17 protein-coding genes are annotated in these 17563 nt (G+C 63.9%); 8 read left to right on the top strand and 9 right to left on the bottom strand.

All coding sequences use genetic code 11. From position 1 onward, the window contains the following. Positions 1–3: 3 nt before the first annotated feature. The 4 genes from J2W94_RS13030 to J2W94_RS13015 all read left to right on the top strand — a co-directional run bounded on the left by J2W94_RS13030 (position 4) and on the right by J2W94_RS13015 (position 2622). Positions 4–441, top strand: coding sequence for a hypothetical protein (locus J2W94_RS13030; protein WP_310094117.1), 438 nt, complete (start codon positions 4–6; stop codon positions 439–441). A gap of 99 nt (positions 442–540) precedes the next feature. Then, entirely contained in the window at positions 541–960 is a 420-nt protein-coding gene (locus J2W94_RS13025) for a hypothetical protein (protein WP_310094115.1), read from the top strand. Positions 961–1135: 175 nt separating this feature from the next. Then, entirely contained in the window at positions 1136–1741 is a 606-nt protein-coding gene (locus J2W94_RS13020) for a GNAT family N-acetyltransferase (RefSeq protein ID WP_310094113.1), read from the top strand. Then, positions 1738–2622, top strand: a complete 885-nt coding sequence (locus J2W94_RS13015) for a carbon-nitrogen hydrolase family protein (protein WP_310094111.1) — start codon at positions 1738–1740, stop codon at positions 2620–2622. Before J2W94_RS13020 ends, J2W94_RS13015 begins: the two co-directional genes overlap by 4 nt. A gap of 3 nt (positions 2623–2625) precedes the next feature. Here J2W94_RS13015 and J2W94_RS13010 read toward each other — a convergent pair whose 3' ends face one another. The 8 genes from J2W94_RS13010 to J2W94_RS12975 form a co-directional block, all read right to left on the bottom strand. Continuing rightward, positions 2626–3186, bottom strand: a complete 561-nt coding sequence (locus J2W94_RS13010; RefSeq protein ID WP_310094109.1) for a phosphatase PAP2 family protein — start codon at positions 3184–3186, stop codon at positions 2626–2628. Next, positions 3164–4306, bottom strand: coding sequence for a glycosyltransferase family 4 protein (locus tag J2W94_RS13005; RefSeq protein WP_310094107.1), 1143 nt, complete (start codon positions 4304–4306; stop codon positions 3164–3166). Before J2W94_RS13005 ends, J2W94_RS13010 begins: the two co-directional genes overlap by 23 nt. Positions 4307–4512: 206 nt before the next feature. After that, the gene (locus J2W94_RS13000) at positions 4513–5457 is read right to left on the bottom strand and encodes an aldo/keto reductase (RefSeq protein WP_310094105.1); all 945 of its coding nucleotides are present in this window, start codon (positions 5455–5457) and stop codon (positions 4513–4515) included. A gap of 4 nt (positions 5458–5461) precedes the next feature. Beyond that, positions 5462–6991 (bottom strand): exopolyphosphatase, encoded by a 1530-nt coding sequence (gene ppx, locus J2W94_RS12995; protein WP_310094103.1) that lies wholly within the window; start codon positions 6989–6991, stop codon positions 5462–5464. Positions 6992–7028: 37 nt separating this feature from the next. After that, positions 7029–9125 (bottom strand): polyphosphate kinase 1, encoded by a 2097-nt coding sequence (gene ppk1, locus J2W94_RS12990; RefSeq protein ID WP_310094101.1) that lies wholly within the window; start codon positions 9123–9125, stop codon positions 7029–7031. Beyond that, positions 9122–10459, bottom strand: a complete 1338-nt coding sequence (phoR, locus tag J2W94_RS12985) for a phosphate regulon sensor histidine kinase PhoR (protein WP_310094099.1) — start codon at positions 10457–10459, stop codon at positions 9122–9124. Before phoR ends, ppk1 begins: the two co-directional genes overlap by 4 nt. A gap of 78 nt (positions 10460–10537) precedes the next feature. Further along, the gene (gene phoB / locus J2W94_RS12980) at positions 10538–11227 is read right to left on the bottom strand and encodes a phosphate regulon transcriptional regulator PhoB (protein ID WP_310094097.1); all 690 of its coding nucleotides are present in this window, start codon (positions 11225–11227) and stop codon (positions 10538–10540) included. Positions 11228–11372: 145 nt separating this feature from the next. Continuing rightward, entirely contained in the window at positions 11373–13013 is a 1641-nt protein-coding gene (locus J2W94_RS12975) for a M48 family metalloprotease (protein WP_310094094.1), read from the bottom strand. A gap of 199 nt (positions 13014–13212) precedes the next feature. Between J2W94_RS12975 and grxC the strand changes: the two genes are divergently transcribed. From grxC to J2W94_RS12955, 4 genes are all read left to right on the top strand, one after another. Continuing rightward, positions 13213–13515 (top strand): glutaredoxin 3, encoded by a 303-nt coding sequence (gene grxC / locus J2W94_RS12970; RefSeq protein ID WP_430540618.1) that lies wholly within the window; start codon positions 13213–13215, stop codon positions 13513–13515. Then, on the top strand, positions 13512–13910 hold the full coding sequence (locus J2W94_RS12965; protein ID WP_310094090.1) for a carboxymuconolactone decarboxylase family protein: 399 nt from the start codon (positions 13512–13514) through the stop codon (positions 13908–13910). Before grxC ends, J2W94_RS12965 begins: the two co-directional genes overlap by 4 nt. A 304-nt stretch (positions 13911–14214) precedes the next feature. Continuing rightward, a complete protein-coding gene (locus J2W94_RS12960) occupies positions 14215–15222 on the top strand; it encodes an isocitrate dehydrogenase (protein ID WP_310094087.1) in 1008 nt (335 codons plus the stop codon). Between the two features lie 141 nt (positions 15223–15363). Next, entirely contained in the window at positions 15364–16683 is a 1320-nt protein-coding gene (locus J2W94_RS12955) for a Na+/H+ antiporter NhaC family protein (protein WP_310094084.1), read from the top strand. A gap of 49 nt (positions 16684–16732) precedes the next feature. On the opposite strand, the gene J2W94_RS12950 is transcribed toward J2W94_RS12955, so the two are convergent. Then, complete coding sequence (locus tag J2W94_RS12950; RefSeq protein WP_310094083.1) at positions 16733–17506, bottom strand: Bax inhibitor-1/YccA family protein; 774 nt, start codon at positions 17504–17506, stop codon at positions 16733–16735. Between the last annotated feature and the right edge of the window lie 57 nt (positions 17507–17563).

Genomic DNA, 17563 nt, shown 5'->3' with positions numbered 1-17563 from the left:
GCCATGGTCAACGTGCAGACTTTGCATCGTCGGGCCGCCCGGGTACTGCCGGAGGTCATCAAGACCTCCGGTGTGCTCCTGGAAGATGCAGGGCAGAACGAACTGACGGCGATGCTGTTTCCGCTGCGGCGGAAATCGACCGGCGCCGTGTTGTTTCGGCTCTCCGTTGAAATGATCAATGAGATGGCGAGCGATCCGCTGGCTTATCTCAGGGAGGCGACACAGGCCAGGGAAGGTCTCGGTCGCCGATGCGATCCCTTTGTGTATCGAGAGTGGCGCGTAGCGCATATTCCTGGGAGCTGGCTGGCAATGGTGTGCCAATCCTGCACCGAACCACGTGCTGCGTCGGTCTGGGCCTATTTCACGACCAAGACGGATGGAAAGGCGTTGGTAGTGGTGATTCCCTTTGAGTGCGTGGCTGCCTATGTCTGGTGTGATTAGCGGAACGAAGAATAAGCCTCGACATCACCCATCAACCCGTTCGTGGTGAGCCTGTCGAACCACGCTTTTGGCGATAATGCGAAACACAGGATTATTCCTATGAGAACCCTCCTCGTCCCATTGCTGCTTCTGCTACTCATCGGATGCTCGGAAAGCGACAGCATCAGTTCGCAGATTTCGGACCAATTCAATCAGGCTGGTACGATCGACCTTGCTCACGTCGGACCGGAGGACTGGGATCGTGTTTGCATCCTTGGACCATACAGCGGCAATAAGGAAATCGAGCAAGTGCTAGGCTTTCCATGGGACGCCGAGGCAAACACGACGATTGCTGGGAACGAAGGGATCAATGTGCTTGTGTTTTCCCGCGGGGCAAGTGTCGTTGCTTACTCTGAGCACCCGCGACGACAAGGCGATTTTTCTTCCGTCGCTTCAACTTGTTCCACACGTCGCGAGGCTAAGTTGACCCGAAAACCTGGCTCATGGGGGCTGGTCTGGAAACGTGCTGGCGAGTCCTAGCATTAATCAGTCCTTGTCTGCGTGCACACGCCATCACTTTTCCGCCTAGAGCGTGGTTCGACAGGCTCACCACGAACGGATCTCATCGGCGAAAGCTTTGGAGACCTTGGAGCGCAGAGTCTCGATTCGCCATTCGATTCTCGCCCCGGCCGGTGGTGTGCGGTAGAGTCCGGGAATGGACTCTCCGCACACCATCGGCCTTTTCCGTGGCCCAGAGATCTCGGCCAGACTGGACGACGTCGCGCGCCTGCGCATCGGCGTGTTCCGTGCGTGGCCGTATCTGTACGAAGGAAGTTTCGAGTACGAACGCGAATACCTGGCGGCCTACGCGCGATCGAAGGACAGCCTGTTCGTGCTCGCCTCCGACGATGGCAAGGTGATAGGAGCCTCGACCGGACTGCCGCTGTCCGACGATACGCCTGAGTTCCACAAGCCTTTCGTTGAGCGCGGAATGCCGGTCGAATCAGTTTTCTATTTCGGCGAGTCCGTGCTGCTTCCCGAGTACCGCGGACGCGGCATAGGCCACGCCTTCTTCGATCGACGAGAGGCGCATGCGCGCGCGCTGGGGCGGTTCCGGTGGGCCGCGTTCTGTTCGGTGGATCGGGAGAACGACGATCCGCGTCGTCCGCAGGAGTACCGACCCAACGATGCGTTCTGGCACAAGCGCGGCTATCAGCGTCGTGCTGGCATGACCATGCACCTGCCATGGCAAGAAGCGGGCCGCGGCGAGGTGATCCATCCGCTCACTTTCTGGTTGCGTGACCTGGAGCAAAACGCATGAAAGTCGCTGTCGCCAAATACCCGATCGGCGCACCGCGCGATTTCATCGAATTTGCGGACAAGCAGGCACAGCTGGTCGCGGAGGCGGCGCAGGCCGGGGCGACGATCGCGGTGTTACCCGAGTATCTGTCGCTGGAACTGGCCGCCACCTTCGACGCCGCGATCAGCGCTGACCTGATCGCCTCGCTCTCGGCGATCCAGCAATACCGGCCGCAGTGGCTCGAGTTGTACTCGCGACTAGCGCGCGAGCATCGCCTGCATTTGGTCGCCGGCAGTTTCCTGCTGGTGCACGGACAAGACCGCTACCGCAACCGCAGCGACTGGTTCGCGCCGGATGGCGCGCATGGATGGCAGGACAAACTGCAACTGACCGGTTTCGAGAAATCCACGGGAGTGATCGAAGCCGGCGATGCCTTGAAGGTCTTCGAGACGCAAGGCGTGCGTGCGGGCATCTCGGTCTGCTACGACGCCGAATTTCCGCTGCCGGTACGCGCGCAATACGAAAGCGGCGCGCGCCTGTTGCTGGTGCCCAGTTGCACCGATACCGAAGCCGGCGCTACCCGCGTGCGCATAGGCTGCTTGGCGCGGGCGTTGGAGAATCGCATGTTCGTCGCCCAGTCGGTGACCACGGGCGAGGCTGCTTGGAGTCCCGCCTTGGACACCAATACCGGCGAGGCCGCGATCTATGCGCCGATGGATGTCGGCCTGCCCGCCGACGGCATCGTGGTGCAGACGCAGGCGGATCAGGTGTGGGGGATGGCGGAATTGGATTTCGAAGCGCTGCAAGCCAGCCGTGCTCGCGCGCAGGTCGCCAATGACCGTGACTGGAACGGGCAACTGGCGCCTGTCATCGTGCGCGCGACCCTGTCCAGGCCCGCGTAGGGCTTACTCGGCTCCTACTAAGCTGCCCACGCCCGGAACCGCCCACAATGAAATCGCAGCCAGCGCGGACCCTATTCCGAACGCCGCCAGCACGTCGCTGGGATAGTGCAGGCCCAGAACCACGCGCGAAACCGCCACGCACACGGTGAAAGGAATCAGCAGGAAAGCCAGCGCCGGGTAGTGCGCGATCGCCACGATGCTGAAGGCTACTGCATGCAAGGTGTGGCCGGACGGAAAACTGAATTCGTCCAGCGGCGCCACCCAGGCGCGGATGCGCACATCCGAAGCGAAAGGCCGCGGACGCCGGGTCCACCGCTTCAGCAATTTGTATAGGGCCAGCGCGATCACGCCGGTCACGGCCAAGTGCGCGGAAGCGGCCAGTCCCGCCATTCCGTCGAAGGCGATCAGCGCGGCCATCAACAGATACCAGAACACGCCGTCTCCCAGACGGCTGATCAGGGCGAAGAAGCGGCGGATGCCGTTTCCTTGACCCCAGCGATTGGCGCGCAGGCACCAGCCCATATCATGCAACTGGATGGGTTTACGCAACGGCTGCGGACGCATGTCGCCTCCTCGTGTCCGCCAGACCGGCGAGCAGGGTGTCGAAGTCGGACGCCACCTGTTCCGGATGCAGGCGCTGCATCGAGAGCCGCGCACGTTCGCCCATGGCACGGCGCAAGGCGTCGTCGGTGGCCAGTTTGGTCGCCGCGGCGATGAAGTCCGCATCGTTGTCCACGGCCATTCCATCGATTTCGTGGCGCAGATGTTCGCGGGCCGCGCCGTAATCGAATGTCACCGTGGGAATGCCGCTGGCCATCGCTTCGAGCGTGGTGTTGCCGAAAGTCTCGCTGTGGCTTGGGAACAGGAACAGATCGGCGCTGGCGAAATGGCGCGCCACCTCGGCGCCGCGCTGAAGGCCGCAGAAGATGAAGTCCGGATGGTCCTGCGCGAGTTTCGCGCGCGCCGGTCCATCGCCCACCCACACGAAGCGGGCGTCGGGCCGGTCGCGCTGCAGTTCGCGGAATGCACGAACCGCAAGATCCAGGTTCTTTTCCGGTGCGATCCTTCCGAGATAGATCACCGCCAAGCCGGATTCATCTAGGCCCCAGGCGCGGCGCAGCGCGGCGTCGCGCCGGTCCGGGCTGAACTGGTCCGCGTCCACCGCACGTGCCAACCGGACCACCTGCCTGAAATTCTGCGATTGCAGAAACTCCGCCAGTTCGCGGGTCGGCACCAGGGTGGCATCGCCTCCGTTGTGGAAGCGTCGCATCCAGCGCAAGGCGGTGCTTTCCAGGAATGGCATGCCGTAGTCGCGCATGTATTGATCGAATCGCGTGTGGAAACCCGTCGCGGCGGGAATGCCGAGTTTCCGTGCGGCCCGCAACGCCGACCAGCCCAGGGGGCCCTCCGTGGCCACATAGATCGCATCCGGCGGACAAGCGGTCCAGAGCTCCAACAGGCTTTTCGTAGCGGGAAAGCCGAACTTCAGTCCGGGGTAGCGCGGCAAACCGGCGCCGCGCACCAGCAAGGTATCGGAACCGGCGCGAATCTCGTCTTGCTGTCGCGGCCGCACCAGCAGTACTTCATGGCCGCGCGCGCGCAAGCCCAGCTCCAGACCCTGCACGGTGAGGGCGACACCGTTGATCTCGGGCGGGTACGTTTCGGTGACGATGGCATAGCGCATGCGTGACTCCACGTTTTGCGCATGCTGGGGGTCTCGCATGAAGTGGATGTTGCAAACGGATTACGGAGCGATGACTTGCGAAAAATCCATTCATGGTGAGCCTGTCGAACCCTGCTCTTGGCAGGGCGCTACAGGGCCGTGCGGTTCTTGCTATGGCTCAAAAAGTGCGGTTCGGCAGGCTCACCACGAACGGGGTGTAGTCGCTCTCAAGGAACAGAGTGGCCGCGCACTGCGGCCAGCAGCGAATACCATTCTTCGCGAGTAAGGCCGATCGTGTCGGCTCGGCAACTATCGGCCAGACGATCCGGACGGGTGGTGCCGACGATCGGCTGGACCGGCGCGGGGTGCTTCAACAGCCAGGCGAGCAGAACGGCTTCGGTGGTGACGCCTTTGGCCTGCGCCAGCTGCGCCGCCAGCGCTGCGGCAGGCCCGGCAAGCCGCCCGCCCGCCAGCGGCGACCATGCCTGCACCAGGATGTCGTGTTCGCGGCAGTAATCCAGCGTGCCGGTGGCGCCGGCATAGGGCACGCCGGACTGGTTGCTCAGGATGGTTTCCGAAATCGGATAGTGGTGCGCCAGGCTCAACTCGATCTGGTTGATCACCAGCGGCCGGTCCACGTACTTCCGCAGCAGCGATATCTGCGAGGCGCTGTGGTTGCTGACGCCGAAATGGCGCACCTTGCCGCTGCGCTGCAGCTCCTCGAATGCGCTGGCCACTTCCGCCGGTTCGGCGAGCGGATCGGGGCGATGCAGCAACAGGATATCCAGATATTCCGTGCCCAGGCGTCGCAATATGCCTTCGACCGAACGCAGGAGGTGTTCTCGACTGAAGTCGTAGCGCGCCGGAACGCCGGGATGCGGATCGTCCGCGACGCGGATGCCGCACTTGGACTGCAGGACGATGCGTCCGCGGAGATCCGGCCGCTGGCGCAAGACTTCGCCGAACAACAGTTCCGATTTGCCGCGCGCATAGATATCGGCATGGTCGAAGAGAGTGATGCCTTGTTCCAAAGCGGCTTCCACTATCTTGAACGTCGCCGATATTTCGCTGGCGGTGACCGGTTCGTCGTCCCAGGCGCGGCTCAGGTGCATGCAGCCGTAGGCGATGCGGGAAACCTTGAGATCCGAGTGCGGAATGCGGCAGGTCTGCACGGCGTCAGTCCACGAAAGGACGGAACGCCACGCCCAGCCCCGCCATGTCCTCCGGCTCGCTGACCAGATCGGCGCGCAGCAGGGGGCGGGCTTCTATCCACTTCTTCGAAATCACCAGTTGCAGCGAATCTCCATTGCCGATGGCCTCGAGTTTCGGTATGGGTTGCGCGTCGTGCGCCCGGTGCAGCAACACCGACAGGCGCAGCAAGGCGGCCTTGCGCCGCGCGCTGAGCAACAGACGGTCGGGGAGCGCGTCGAATGCCGCTTTCGGGACGCCGCGTCGATGAGTGCGCACCAGCGCGGCCAGCACCTGCTGTTCCTGCCGCGAAAAACCGGCGATATCCGAGTTCTCGATCAGGTAGGCGCCATGCACGTGGTATTGGCTGTGCGCCACCGCCAGGCCGATCTCGTGCAGGCGCGCGGCCCAGCCCAGCTGTCTCGCGTCGTCGTCGTCGAGCGCCCAGCTTTCCGCGACTTGCTCGAACAGGCGCATCGCCGTGCTTTCCACCCGCGCCGCCTGGACTTCGTCGATGCCGTAGCGCTGGGTCAGCGAAGCCACCGAGGCGTCGCGTGGATCGTTGTCGCTGCCGCGGCCGAGCATGTCGTAGAGGATTCCTTCGCGCATAGCTGCCTTGCTGACCATCAAACGCTGTATGCCCAGCGCTTCGAAGGCGGCTTCCAGCACCAGCACCCCGCCGGCGATGATCGGCCTGCGGTCGTTGGACAGACCCGGAAGTTGGATATTGTCTATGTGGTCGGCCTGCAGCAGGCGATCACGCAGCTGCGGCAGCGCTTCGGCGGTGATCGCGCCCTTGGTCAGCTTCATCGCCGCGCAGATCTCGCCGATGGCTTTGTGCGTACCTGAGGAGCCCAATGCCTCCTGCCACCCCAATGCGCGATACAGGCCTGCGAACTGCTGGAACTCGGCGCCGATCTCGGTCAGTGCGTCCTTCCAGCGCTTTTTGGAGATCTTTCCGCCCGGAAAGAACCGCCGGGTGCTGGCGATGCAGCCTACTTGCAGGCTTTCGCGTTCGATCTGGTCGAAACCGCGGCCTATGATGAATTCGGTGGAGCCGCCGCCGATATCGATGACCAACCGCAATTGGCCCGATTTCGGCGGTTGCGCATGGGCGACGCCCAGATAGATCAGGCGCGCTTCCTCGCGACCGGAAACCACTTCTATCGCATGGCCCAGCGCGGTTTCTGCAGGCACCAGGAAACTCTGGGGCGAAGACAGCTGACGCACCGTGTTGGTGGCCAGCGCGCGCACGCGCAACGAGGGGATATCGCGGATCCGCTGGCCGAAGCGCGCCAGGCATTCCAGGCCGCGCTGGCGCGCAGCGGAGGAAATGCCGCCCTTGCCATCCAGTCCATCGGCCATGCGCACGGTCTCGCGCAGGCGGTCCACGACGCGAAGCTGGCCCAGCGTATAGCGCGCCACCACCATGTGGAAGCTGTTGGAGCCGATGTCGACCGCGGCGAGCTGGTCGCCGTCGTGGAGAGGTGGGGAGACGGCGGAGGCGGGGAAAGGCATGCGTGAATATTAACTTATCGCCCGCGATCCCCCGCCATCAGACTTTCGATAGCAAGGTCGCCTGCGCCGAATACGGCGCCTCGCCTTCGGCAGGCGACAGTTTGCGGTATTCGCCGTCGGCATCCAGCACCCAGGCATTGGTGTTGTCGTCCAGGTAGTTCTGCAGCGCTTCCTTGAACACGCGTTCGGCCAGGTCTTCATCCAGGATCGGAAAGCAGGTTTCCACGCGATGCAGCAGGTTGCGTTCCAGCCAGTCGGCGCTGGCGCAATACAGCTCGGGCTCGCCGTCGTTGCCGAACCAGTAGATGCGGCTGTGCTCCAGGAAACGGCCGACGATGGAACGCACGCGGATGTTTTCCGAAATTCCCGGCACTCCCGGTCGCAGCGCGCAGGCGCCACGCACGATCAGGTCGATGCTGACCCCGGCCTGCGAAGCGGCGTACAGCGCGCGGATGATGCGCGGCTCGTTGATGGCGTTGATCTTGACGATGATGCGTCCGGTTTTTCCGGCCCGCGCAAGCTTGGCTTCGCGCTCGATCTTCTTGATCAGGCCCGGGTGCAGGGTGAAGGGCGACTGCAGCAGACGCTTGAGCTTGGTGGAGGGCGCGAGTCCGGACAGTTGCTGGAACAGCAGGTGCACGTCGTTGCCGATGTCGGGATCGGCGGTGATCAGTCCCAGATCGGTGTACGCGCGCGCGGTTCCGCTGTGGTAGTTGCCGGTGCCCAGGTGCACGTAGCGGCGCAGCTTGCGGCCCTCGCGGCGCACGATCAGCAGCATCTTGCCGTGAGTCTTGAAGCCGACCACGCCGTAGACCACTTGCACGCCGGCTTCCTGCAGGCGGTCGGCCACGCCCAGGTTGGCGTCCTCGTCGAAGCGCGCGCGCAACTCCACCACCACGGTGACGTCTTTGCCGTTGCGCGCGGCCAGGACCAGCGCGTCGACGATCGCCGAATCCTTGCCGGTGCGGTACAGGGTCTGCTTGATCGCCAGCACCTGCGGATCGGTGGCCGCCTGGCGTATCAGTTCCAGCACCGGCGTGAACGCGTCGAAGGGGTGGTGCATCAGCACATCGCCGTCGTCGACGATCTCGAACATCGAATCCTGGCCGCGCAGCGTGCGCGGGTTGAAGCTGGGGTATTTCAGCTCCGGCCTGGCCACCAGGTCGTAGACCTGGGTGACGCGATTGAGATTGACCGGTCCGTCGATCAGATAGACCGCGTTTTCCGGCAGATCGAAATTCTGCAGCAGCGTGCGCATGATCGGCTTGGGGCAATCCTTGGCGATTTCCAGGCGCACAGCCGGGTTGTAGCCGCGTCCGACCAGTTCATCGCGCAAGGCCAGCGCCAGATTCTCGACTTCGGCTTCGTCCACCACCAATTCGGAATTGCGGGTCACTCGGAACTGATAGGCGCCTTTGACTTCCATGCCCGGGAACATCTCGTCGGCGAACGCCGACAGCACCGAGGAAAGCAGCACGAAATCGTGCTCGCCGCCCGACACGCGTTGCGGCAGATGGATGATGCGCGGCAGCGAACGAGGCGCGCGCACGATGGCCAGGTGGCCGGCGCGTCCGAACGCATCCTTGCCTTTCAGCACCACCACGATGTTCAGCGACTTGTTGAGGATCTTCGGGAACGGATGCGACGGATCCAGGCCCAGCGGCGACAGTACCGGCATGATTTCGTCGCGGAAATAGGCGCGCAGCCAGCGCGTCTGCCGGGCGTTCCAAGAATCGCGTCCCAATACGCGGACGCCGGCTTCGTTGAGCGAAGGACGGATCACCTCGTTCCAGCATTTGTACTGCGCATCGACCAGCTTGGCGGCGCGGTCGTGGATCTTGTTGAGGATGGTCGCCGGGCTCATGCCGTCGGCCGCGGCAGGCAGGCCGAAATCCAGCGCATGGCGCACGGTCGCCGCACGGATCTCGAAGAATTCGTCCAGATTGGTGCAGGAGATGCACAGAAAGCGCAGCCGTTCCAGCAACGGCACTTGCGGATCGAGCGCTTGCGCCAGCACGCGGAAGTTGAAATCCAACTGCGACAGCTCGCGATTGAGGTACAGCGCCGGATCGCGCAGCGGATCGCCTTCGGTGGGAGCGTCGATGGCGGGCAGGCTGGGGAAGGCGGCAGTCATGCGGTCTGGCTCTGGGAAGAGGGATAGGCCGAGGCGGGATCGCGCGGGTGCACGCGCTCGGCGTTGAAATGGATGGAGAAGGTGCTGCCTTGGCCGACTTCGCTCGCTATCTCGAGCCTGGCCTGATGCAGGTTCAGCACGTGCTTGACGATGGACAGGCCCAGGCCGGTGCCGCCGCTTTCGCGCGAACGGCTGGTCGAGACGCGGTAAAAGCGTTCGGTGATGCGCGGCAGGTGCGATTGCGGGATGCCGTAGCCGGTATCGCGCACGCTCAGCACCGCGCCGTCGCCTTCGCGCGCGAAGCGCAGGGTGATGGTGCCTCCGACCGGGGTATAGCGCACCGCGTTGCTGACCAGGTTGGAGAAGGCGCTGTGCAGTTCCTTATTGGACCCCCAAAGGTCGCAACCGGCCTCGTCCACCACGACCAGGGTGTGGCGGTGATGGCTCAGTGCCTCGGCTTCGCGCTTCAGAGTGGCCAACATCGACGCCATCGCCACGCTTTCGTCAGGCAGACTGTCCTGCGCTTCCAGCCGCGACAGGGTGAGCAGGTCTTCCACCAGCTGGGTCATGCGTTGCGACTGCCGCTGCATCTCCGCCAGGATCGGGGTCCATTCCGGGAAATCGGTCGGGTCCAGCATGTCCAGATAGCCGTGGATAACGGTCAACGGCGTGCGCAGTTCGTGCGAGACGTTGGCGACGAAATCCTGACGCACCTGTTCCAGCCGCAGCATCTTGCTGACGTCGCGCGCCACCAACAACCAGTACTGGTCCGAATAGGGGATCAGGCGCAGGTTGAGGCGAAGGTCGGGATCGACCGGCGAGGCGGCGTCCAGCATCGGCTCCGCATTGCGTCCCGCCGCCAGCCAGTGCGAAAGCGACATCGGCTGCAGGCGTTCGCCGATGGGCGTGCCCATATCGGTATGTTGCAAGCCCAGCAAGGTGGTGGCCGCCTTGTTGAACCACTGCACGCGCTGGGTGTTGCGTTCCACCACCACCACCGCGTCGGGTAGGGCTGCGGCGGCGGCGCGATAGGCGCGCAGCATGTCCAGCAATCGGCGTTTGCGGGTGCGCATTTCCGACTGGCCGCGGTAGAGCAGGCGATCCAGTTCGTTCCATACGCCATCGCCGTGTGCCGGTTCCATCCGTTGCCGCGCGGTCAGCCGCAACAACACCTTGCGCAGCCGCCAGTAGTGCCAGGCGACCACACCCAATGCCGCGAACGTGACCACCGGCCAGACATAGCCCAGCAACCAGCCCACCAGCGCGGCCGCCGCCAGCACTGCGACCAGTTGGCCGAGCGTCTTGAACCAGGCGGAGCGGATGTGTTGAGGCATTGAGGGGATTGTGTCAGAGGCTTGTGACAGACAGGCGGAAATCGGGAGTCCGGCGAGGCCTCCGGCGAAGCGACCGCATCAAATCGACGCCGAGAACCGGTACCCCGAGCCGCGCACTGTCTGCACCATGTTCTCCACCCCGTGCGGCTCCAGCGTTTTGCGCAGGCGGCGGATGTGCACGTCCACAGTGCGTTCCTCCACGTACACGCTGCCGCCCCATACATGGTCCAGCAACTGGGTACGGCTGTAGACGCGTTCGGGGTGGGTCATGAAGAAGTGCAGCAGGCGGTATTCGGTCGGGCCGATCGGCACCGGCGATTCGCCGGCGAACACCCGGTGCGCGGCGCCGTCGATGCGCAGGCCGCCCACGGCGATGCTGCCGTCCTCATCGTCCTCGCGCGACCGGCGCATCACCGCACGGATGCGGGCCAGCAGTTCGCGGGCCGAGAAGGGCTTGACCACGTAATCGTCCACGCCGGCCTCAAGGCCGCCGACGCGGTCGTTTTCCTCGCCGCGCGCGGTCAGCATGATGATCGGCACGTCGCGGGTCAGGGCATCCTTGCGCCAGCGCCGGGCCAGTTCCAGGCCGCTGGTGCCGGGCAGCATCCAATCCAGCAGGATCAGGTCGGGAACCCGGTCGGCGATCGCGGTCTGCGCTTCGCGCGCATCGCCGGCATGCACGGGTTCGAAATCGCCTTTGCGCAAGGCGAAAGCGACCATGTCGCGGATGGCGGGTTCGTCGTCGACGATGAGGATGTGCTTTTGCATGTCGTGTCCTGCCTGCGGCTACCGTGGCACTGTGGGCCATGGCGTGCAAGTAGACGACGTTTTTATGACCGACAGGTGACAGCCCGGGGCGACCCGGCCACGAATGGGGCGATCTCGTGTGACAAAACGGTGTCAGCCAGCGGATTCAGCGCCGGTCGACGTCCGGGTCGCGGATGCCCTGGCGTCTCAGTTCCAGGACCTGCGGGGTAATGGTGGCGATGCGGGCGTCGATGCGCGCACGGGCGTAATAATCCAGGTCTTCACGCTTTTTCAGGTTCTGTAGCTGGACCAGAGCTTGTTCTGGGCGGCCATTCAGGAAGGCGGCCTCGGCGTAGGCTTCGCCGGCGCGGGAAAGGTCGCCGGCCAGTTCGTTGGCACGGGCCAGGTCCTGCTGGAATACCGGATCGTCGGCCGAGCCGCCCTGCAATGGCCGCAGCACGGCCTGGGCGCGCAGCCCCGACTCGCGGCTGCCTTGCTCATTCAAAACCTGGGCGTAGCTCAGCGCGACTGCACGGTTATCCGGGGATTGCCGCAGCAGCGCCGAAAAACGTCGGTTGGCCGCTTCGATCTTGCCGCTGCGCGATTCGGCCTGACCCATCGCCAGCTCCAGCCACAGGTTGCCGGGGTACTTGTCCACCAGCGGTTCCAGTTCGGTGACGGCGACGGCCGGACTGTTGGCGCGCAGCCGGGCCAGGGCCAGGCCGTACTTCTGGGCGTCGCTGAGGCCTTTGCCGCTGCTCTGGCGTATGCGCTCGTATTCTCCGATCGCCTGGGTCGGGGTGTCCGCACTGAGCACCCGCAGCCGTTCCTTGGCCCAGTCGAACTGTCCGCTGCCGCCCTTGGAAAGAGTCCCCATCGACATCAGCAACGAACTGGGCAACAGGGGGTTCGAAGTACCCGTTGCGGCATAGGACGGGTTGCGCGGAATCCGTTCCGATTGCGTGCCGCCCGGGGTAGAGGTAGTGACCGGGATGGTGGTTTCCCGGGTGATCTGCTCGGCCCGCTCGCGGGCTTCGCTGATGCGGGTGGTGGTGACCGGGTGGGTCTGCAGATAATCGGGGGTGCGCTCGCGGTCGCCGCCGCGGTTGCCGCGCATGGCCTGGGACATGCGTTCGAAGAAACCCGCCATCGCGCCGACGTCGTAGCCCGCACGCGACAGGGTGCGAATGCCTACACGATCGGCTTCGGCTTCATTGGAGCGGGTGTAGTCGATTTGCCGCTGCGCCATCAGTCCCATGGCGCTGGCGATGGCCGCCTGCGAGGCGTCGCCGCTGGAATTGCCGCCCGCCGCCTGGGCTGCCACGATGGCCCCCAGCATGCCCAGCAGGATGGGAATCTGGTCGCGTTGCGCGCGTTCCACCCCACGCAAGACATGTTGTTGGGTCACGTGGGCGATCTCGTGGGAAATCACCGCCGCCACTTCGTCTTCGCGCTCGGCGGTTAAAATCAGGCCGGCATTGACGCCGATGTATCCGCCAAGGGTGGCGAATGCGTTGATCTGCCGATCCTTGAGCATGAAGAAAGTGAAGGACTGGCGTGGTTGGTCGCTGTCGGCGCCCAGCCGACCGCCCATGTCTTGCAGCCACTCGTTCAATAACGGGTCTTCCAGCAGATAATTGTAGTTGCGCAGTTCGCGCAGCATCATGCCGCCGTATTCGGCCTGGCGCGCCGGAGTAAGCAGTTCGCCGGCCGAGGAACCGATATCCGGGAGTTTGGAATCCTGCGCCCGGACCAGAGGGGCCGCAATTGCCAGAGTAAGAGCGAGGGCGAGCAGGGAAGGGCGCAAGCGTTGCTCCAGGGGAAAGCCGTTGGGAATGCCAATGAAATCGTGACGCAGGATGACCTGCGGGGTCCGCAGCCGGGTGAATAGGCGGTTAACTTGCAGCGTGCCAGCCGGTAGCGTGTCAGCCCGCAGCGTTCCAGTTTGCAGGATGGTAACGCCCCGGCATGCCACCATATTCTTCCGACCATGATTGTTGTCGAGAATTCCCGTGACTGATTCTGTTGTTGCCGGCACCCCGGAAATCACCCTCTACACCACCGCCATTTGCCCGTACTGCGTGGCCGCGAAGAACTTCCTGAAGAGCAAGGGGCAGGTCTGGACCGAGGTCCGCATCGACCTGGATTTCGAGCAGCGCCAGAAGATGGTGGCCAAGGCCAACCGCACCAGCGTGCCGCAGATATTCGTGGGCGAAACCCATGTGGGCGGCTACGACGACATGATCGCGCTGCACCGCGCCGGCAAGCTCGAACCCCTGTTCGCCGGCCATTCGGGAGAGCCGGCATGAGCGGCGACAAGGACAATCAGGGTGGCGACCGTCTGGCCGAGTTCACCCAGTTCCGCCAGCGCATGAACGAACGCATCCTGGGCGAACCCAATCAAGTGGTGCGCCGTTTCTTCGCGCTGGATACCCAGACCTATCAGGCTGGCGCGCTGGACGTGAAGACCAAGGAATTGTTAGGTCTGGTGGCGTCGATGGTGCTGCGTTGCGACGACTGCATCAGCTACCACGTGGCCCAATGCAAGGAGGCCGGGGTCAGCCGCGAGGAGTTCTTCGAGACGTTCTCGGTCGGATTGGTGGTGGGCGGCTCCATCGTCATCCCGCATCTGCGCCGCGCGGTGGATTTCCTGGATCAGTTGGAAGCGGGCGCTTCGGCGCCTGCGGCCCACGATCACGGGTAAAGGTTTTCCTTCTCCCACCGGGAGAAGGTGCCCGAAGGGCGGATGAGGGAATGGGCGGTCAGATCGCGCTGTGGTTTCCGTAGGTCGGAATTGCCATTCCCTCATCCGTCGCTGCGCGCCACCCCGTATCAAGTACGGGGCAGGCTCTTCTCCCGGTGGGAGAAGGAAACCACTAACGCCACTTAAGACCATCGTCCATTTGGGGTCGACAGGCCCGATCAGGCATAATTAGCGCATCCCTATCTTCCCGCGACTGCGCTGGGCAACCTGTAGCGCTATCGCCCCTGTTCGGAACCCCAACGCAATGACCCAGACGATCACCGTCATCCGCGGCGATGGCATCGGCCCGGAAATCATGGACGCTGCCCTGTACGTGCTCGACAGCATGAAGGTCGGCTTGGCCTACGAGAACGCCGATGCCGGCCTGGTCGCCTTGGAAAAGCATGGCGAGTTGCTGCCGCAGGCCACCATGGACTCGATCCGCAAGAACCGCATCGCCCTGAAAAGTCCGCTTACCACGCCGGTGGGCGAAGGATTCAGCTCCATCAACGTGGAGTTGCGCAAACGTTTCGACCTTTACGCCAACGTGCGTCCGGCCAAGTCGTTCCCGAACACGAAGTCGCGCTTCCCGACCGGCGTGGATCTGATCACCGTGCGCGAAAACACCGAAGGCGCCTACATCGGCGAAGGCCAGATGACGTCCGAGGACGGCATGACCGCCACCTTGACCCAGAAGGTCACGCGCGCCGGCTCCGAGCGGATCGTGCGCTACGCCTTCGATCTGGCCCGCAAGACCGGCCGCAAGAAGGTCACGGTGGTGCACAAGGCCAACATCCTGAAATCCACGTCCGGCCTGTTCCTGAAAGTGGCGCGCGAAGTCGCTGCGCTGTATCCCGAGATCCAGTGCAACGAGATGATCGTGGACAACACCTGCATGCAGCTGGTGATGCGTCCCGAACAGTTCGACATCATCGTCACCACCAACCTGTTCGGCGACATCATTTCGGACCTGTGCGCGGGCTTGGTCGGCGGCCTGGGCCTGGCCCCGGGCGCCAATATCGGCACCGAGGCGGCGATCTTCGAAGCGGTGCATGGCTCCGCGCCCGACATTGCCGGCAAAGGCATCGCCAACCCCTGCGCCCTGCTGCTGGGCGCCGCGCAGATGCTCGACCACATCGGCCAGCCGCAGAACGCCGAACGCTTGCGCAATGCGATCGTGACGACCCTGGAAGCCAAGGATTCGCTGACCCCGGATCTGGGCGGCGAGGGCACCACGATGTCTTTCGCCAAGGCGATCGCCAGCCGCCTCTGATTCGACGGAGCGTTCGACGGAACAAGGCCAGAACGGGACGCTCAGCGTCCCGTTTTTGTTTGCGCTTGTCCCAGACATGGGCTTTGTGGCGCGGTCGATGCAACGCACAATCGCGTTCCCCCATACAGGTCCCGCGATTCCATGGAAGTCCGTCCCAGCGCCGTGGCGCTGACCCCGCTGCTGGTTTTCCTGCTGATCTTCTTCGGCGCTGGTCTTTACTTCACCGCACAGGGCGATGCGATGGGGTTCTATCAACTGCATGCGCCGGTGGCGATCCTGCCGGCGCTCGCACTGGGAATGTGGATCGCAAGACGCCGTGGCGTTAAGGCCCTTGATACGTTGCTGGCCGGGATAGGCGATTCCAACATCATCCTGATGTGCCTGATCTTCCTGCTGGCGGGCGCCTTCGCCATGGTCACCAAGCAGATCGGAGCGGTCGATGCGGTGGTGTCGCTGGGGGTAGGGGCGCTGCCTCCGGCGCTGATCCTGCCGGGTTTGTTCCTGATCGCCGGGTTCCTCTCCCTGGCGATCGGCACCTCGATGGGCACGATCGCCGCGGTCGCGCCGATTGCGCTGGGCGTCTCCGATGCAGCGGGGCTGGATCGCGCGTTGGTGATAGGCGCGGTCATCGGCGGCGCCACCTTCGGCGACAATCTCTCGGTGATCTCGGACACGGCCATCGCCGCCGCGCGCACGCAAGGATGCAGCGTGCGCGAGAAATTCCGCGAAAACCTCAAGATAGCGTTGCCGGCCGCCGTGTTGACCGTGTTGGTACTGGCCTTCGCCGGAGACGCTTCGCCGGCCCAGGCCGAACAATCGGCATCGCCCTGGCTGGTGCTGCCGTATGTGCTGGTCCTGGTGTTGGCGGTGATCGGCCTGGACGTGCTGCTGGTGCTGAGCGTAGGCCTGATCGTCGCCGGGTTGTTCGGCTATGCCAGCGGAGAGGACTACGGGATCGCCGCCTTCTCCACCGACATCTACGCCGGTTTCGAGAGCGTGGTGGAGATCACCTTGCTGGCGTTGTTCATCGGCGGTCTGGGCGCCCTGATCAAGGCCAGCGGCGGCTTGGCGTGGCTGGCCAGGGCTATTTCACGCATCGCGCGCGGCAGCGACGGCCGCAGGACGGGCGAATGGAGCATCGCCGCGCTGGCTTCGGTCACCGACGTGTTCACCGCCAACAACACCGTGGCCATTCTGATCAGCGGCAGTGTCGCCCGCGATATCGCAGAACGCCACGAGGTGCCGCCGGCGCGCGCAGCGAGCCTGCTGGACATCTTCGTCTGCAGCGTGCAGAGCCTGTTGCCCTACGGCGCGCAGATCCTGCTCGCCGCATCGCTGGCCGGCCTGTCGCCGCTGGCGCTGGTGGGCAAAGCGCATTACTGCTGGTTCCTGGTCGGAGTGACCATCGCCTTTATGTTGTGGCCGCACCGGCGCAAGGCGGCCTTGGCCGCGGATGCATAAAAAAAAGGGGCGCAATGCGCCCCTTTCCTACTTATCGAAGCAGTGAACCTCAGCGAGAGTTGAGCTTGGACAGCAGGCGCAGGAATTCGAGGTACAGCCAGACCAGCGTGACCATCAGGCCGAACGCGCCGTACCACTCCATGTATTTCGGCGCGCCCTGTTCCACGCCGTTCTCGATGAAGTCGAAATCCAGCACCAGGTTCAGCGCCGCGATCACGATCACGAACAGGCTGAAGCCGATGCCGACGATGCCCGATTCGTGGATCAGCGGGATGTTGATGTTGAAGAAGCCCAACACCATCGTGGCCAGGTAAACCAGAAAGATGCCACCGGTTGCGGCGACCACACCCAGTTTGAAATTCTCGGTCGCCTTGATCAGACCGCTGCGATAAGCCATCAGCAGCGCGAACAGCGTGCCGAAGGTGAGCAGCACCGCCTGGAACACGATGCCGTCGAAGCGAAGTTCATACATCGCCGAAATCGAGCCCAGGAAAAAACCTTCCACCAGCGCATACAGCGGCGCGGTCACCGGCGCCCAGGTTTTCTTGAAGATCGTGATCAGAGCGAGAACGAAACCGCCGATCGCGCCGCCCAGCATGTAGCCCACCACGCCGGGAGCGATCGTGGGTATGCCATCGGATCCCACCGCGACGGATTGGCTCCAGGCGAAGGCCGCGGTCAATACCGCCAGCAACAGCAGGATGCCGGTCTTGTTGACGGTGCCGTTCAGGGTCATCGCGCCGGCGTCGCGCGAAACCACCGCGCCGCTGCCCAGGTCGAGGAAGGTGGATTCTTTCAGTGCCGGATTGCCGCTGCGTATCATCTTTGCCTGCTCCATCGTTTCGGACCTGCGTCCCCAAGCGCAGGAGGATATCTCATG

Origin of the sequence: Pseudoxanthomonas sacheonensis (assembly GCF_031455975.1) — a bacterium.
GTDB lineage: Bacteria > Pseudomonadota > Gammaproteobacteria > Xanthomonadales > Xanthomonadaceae > Pseudoxanthomonas_A > Pseudoxanthomonas_A sacheonensis_A.
Note: the sequence above shows the minus strand (reverse complement) of the source record. Positions and strands in the feature narration are given on the sequence as shown.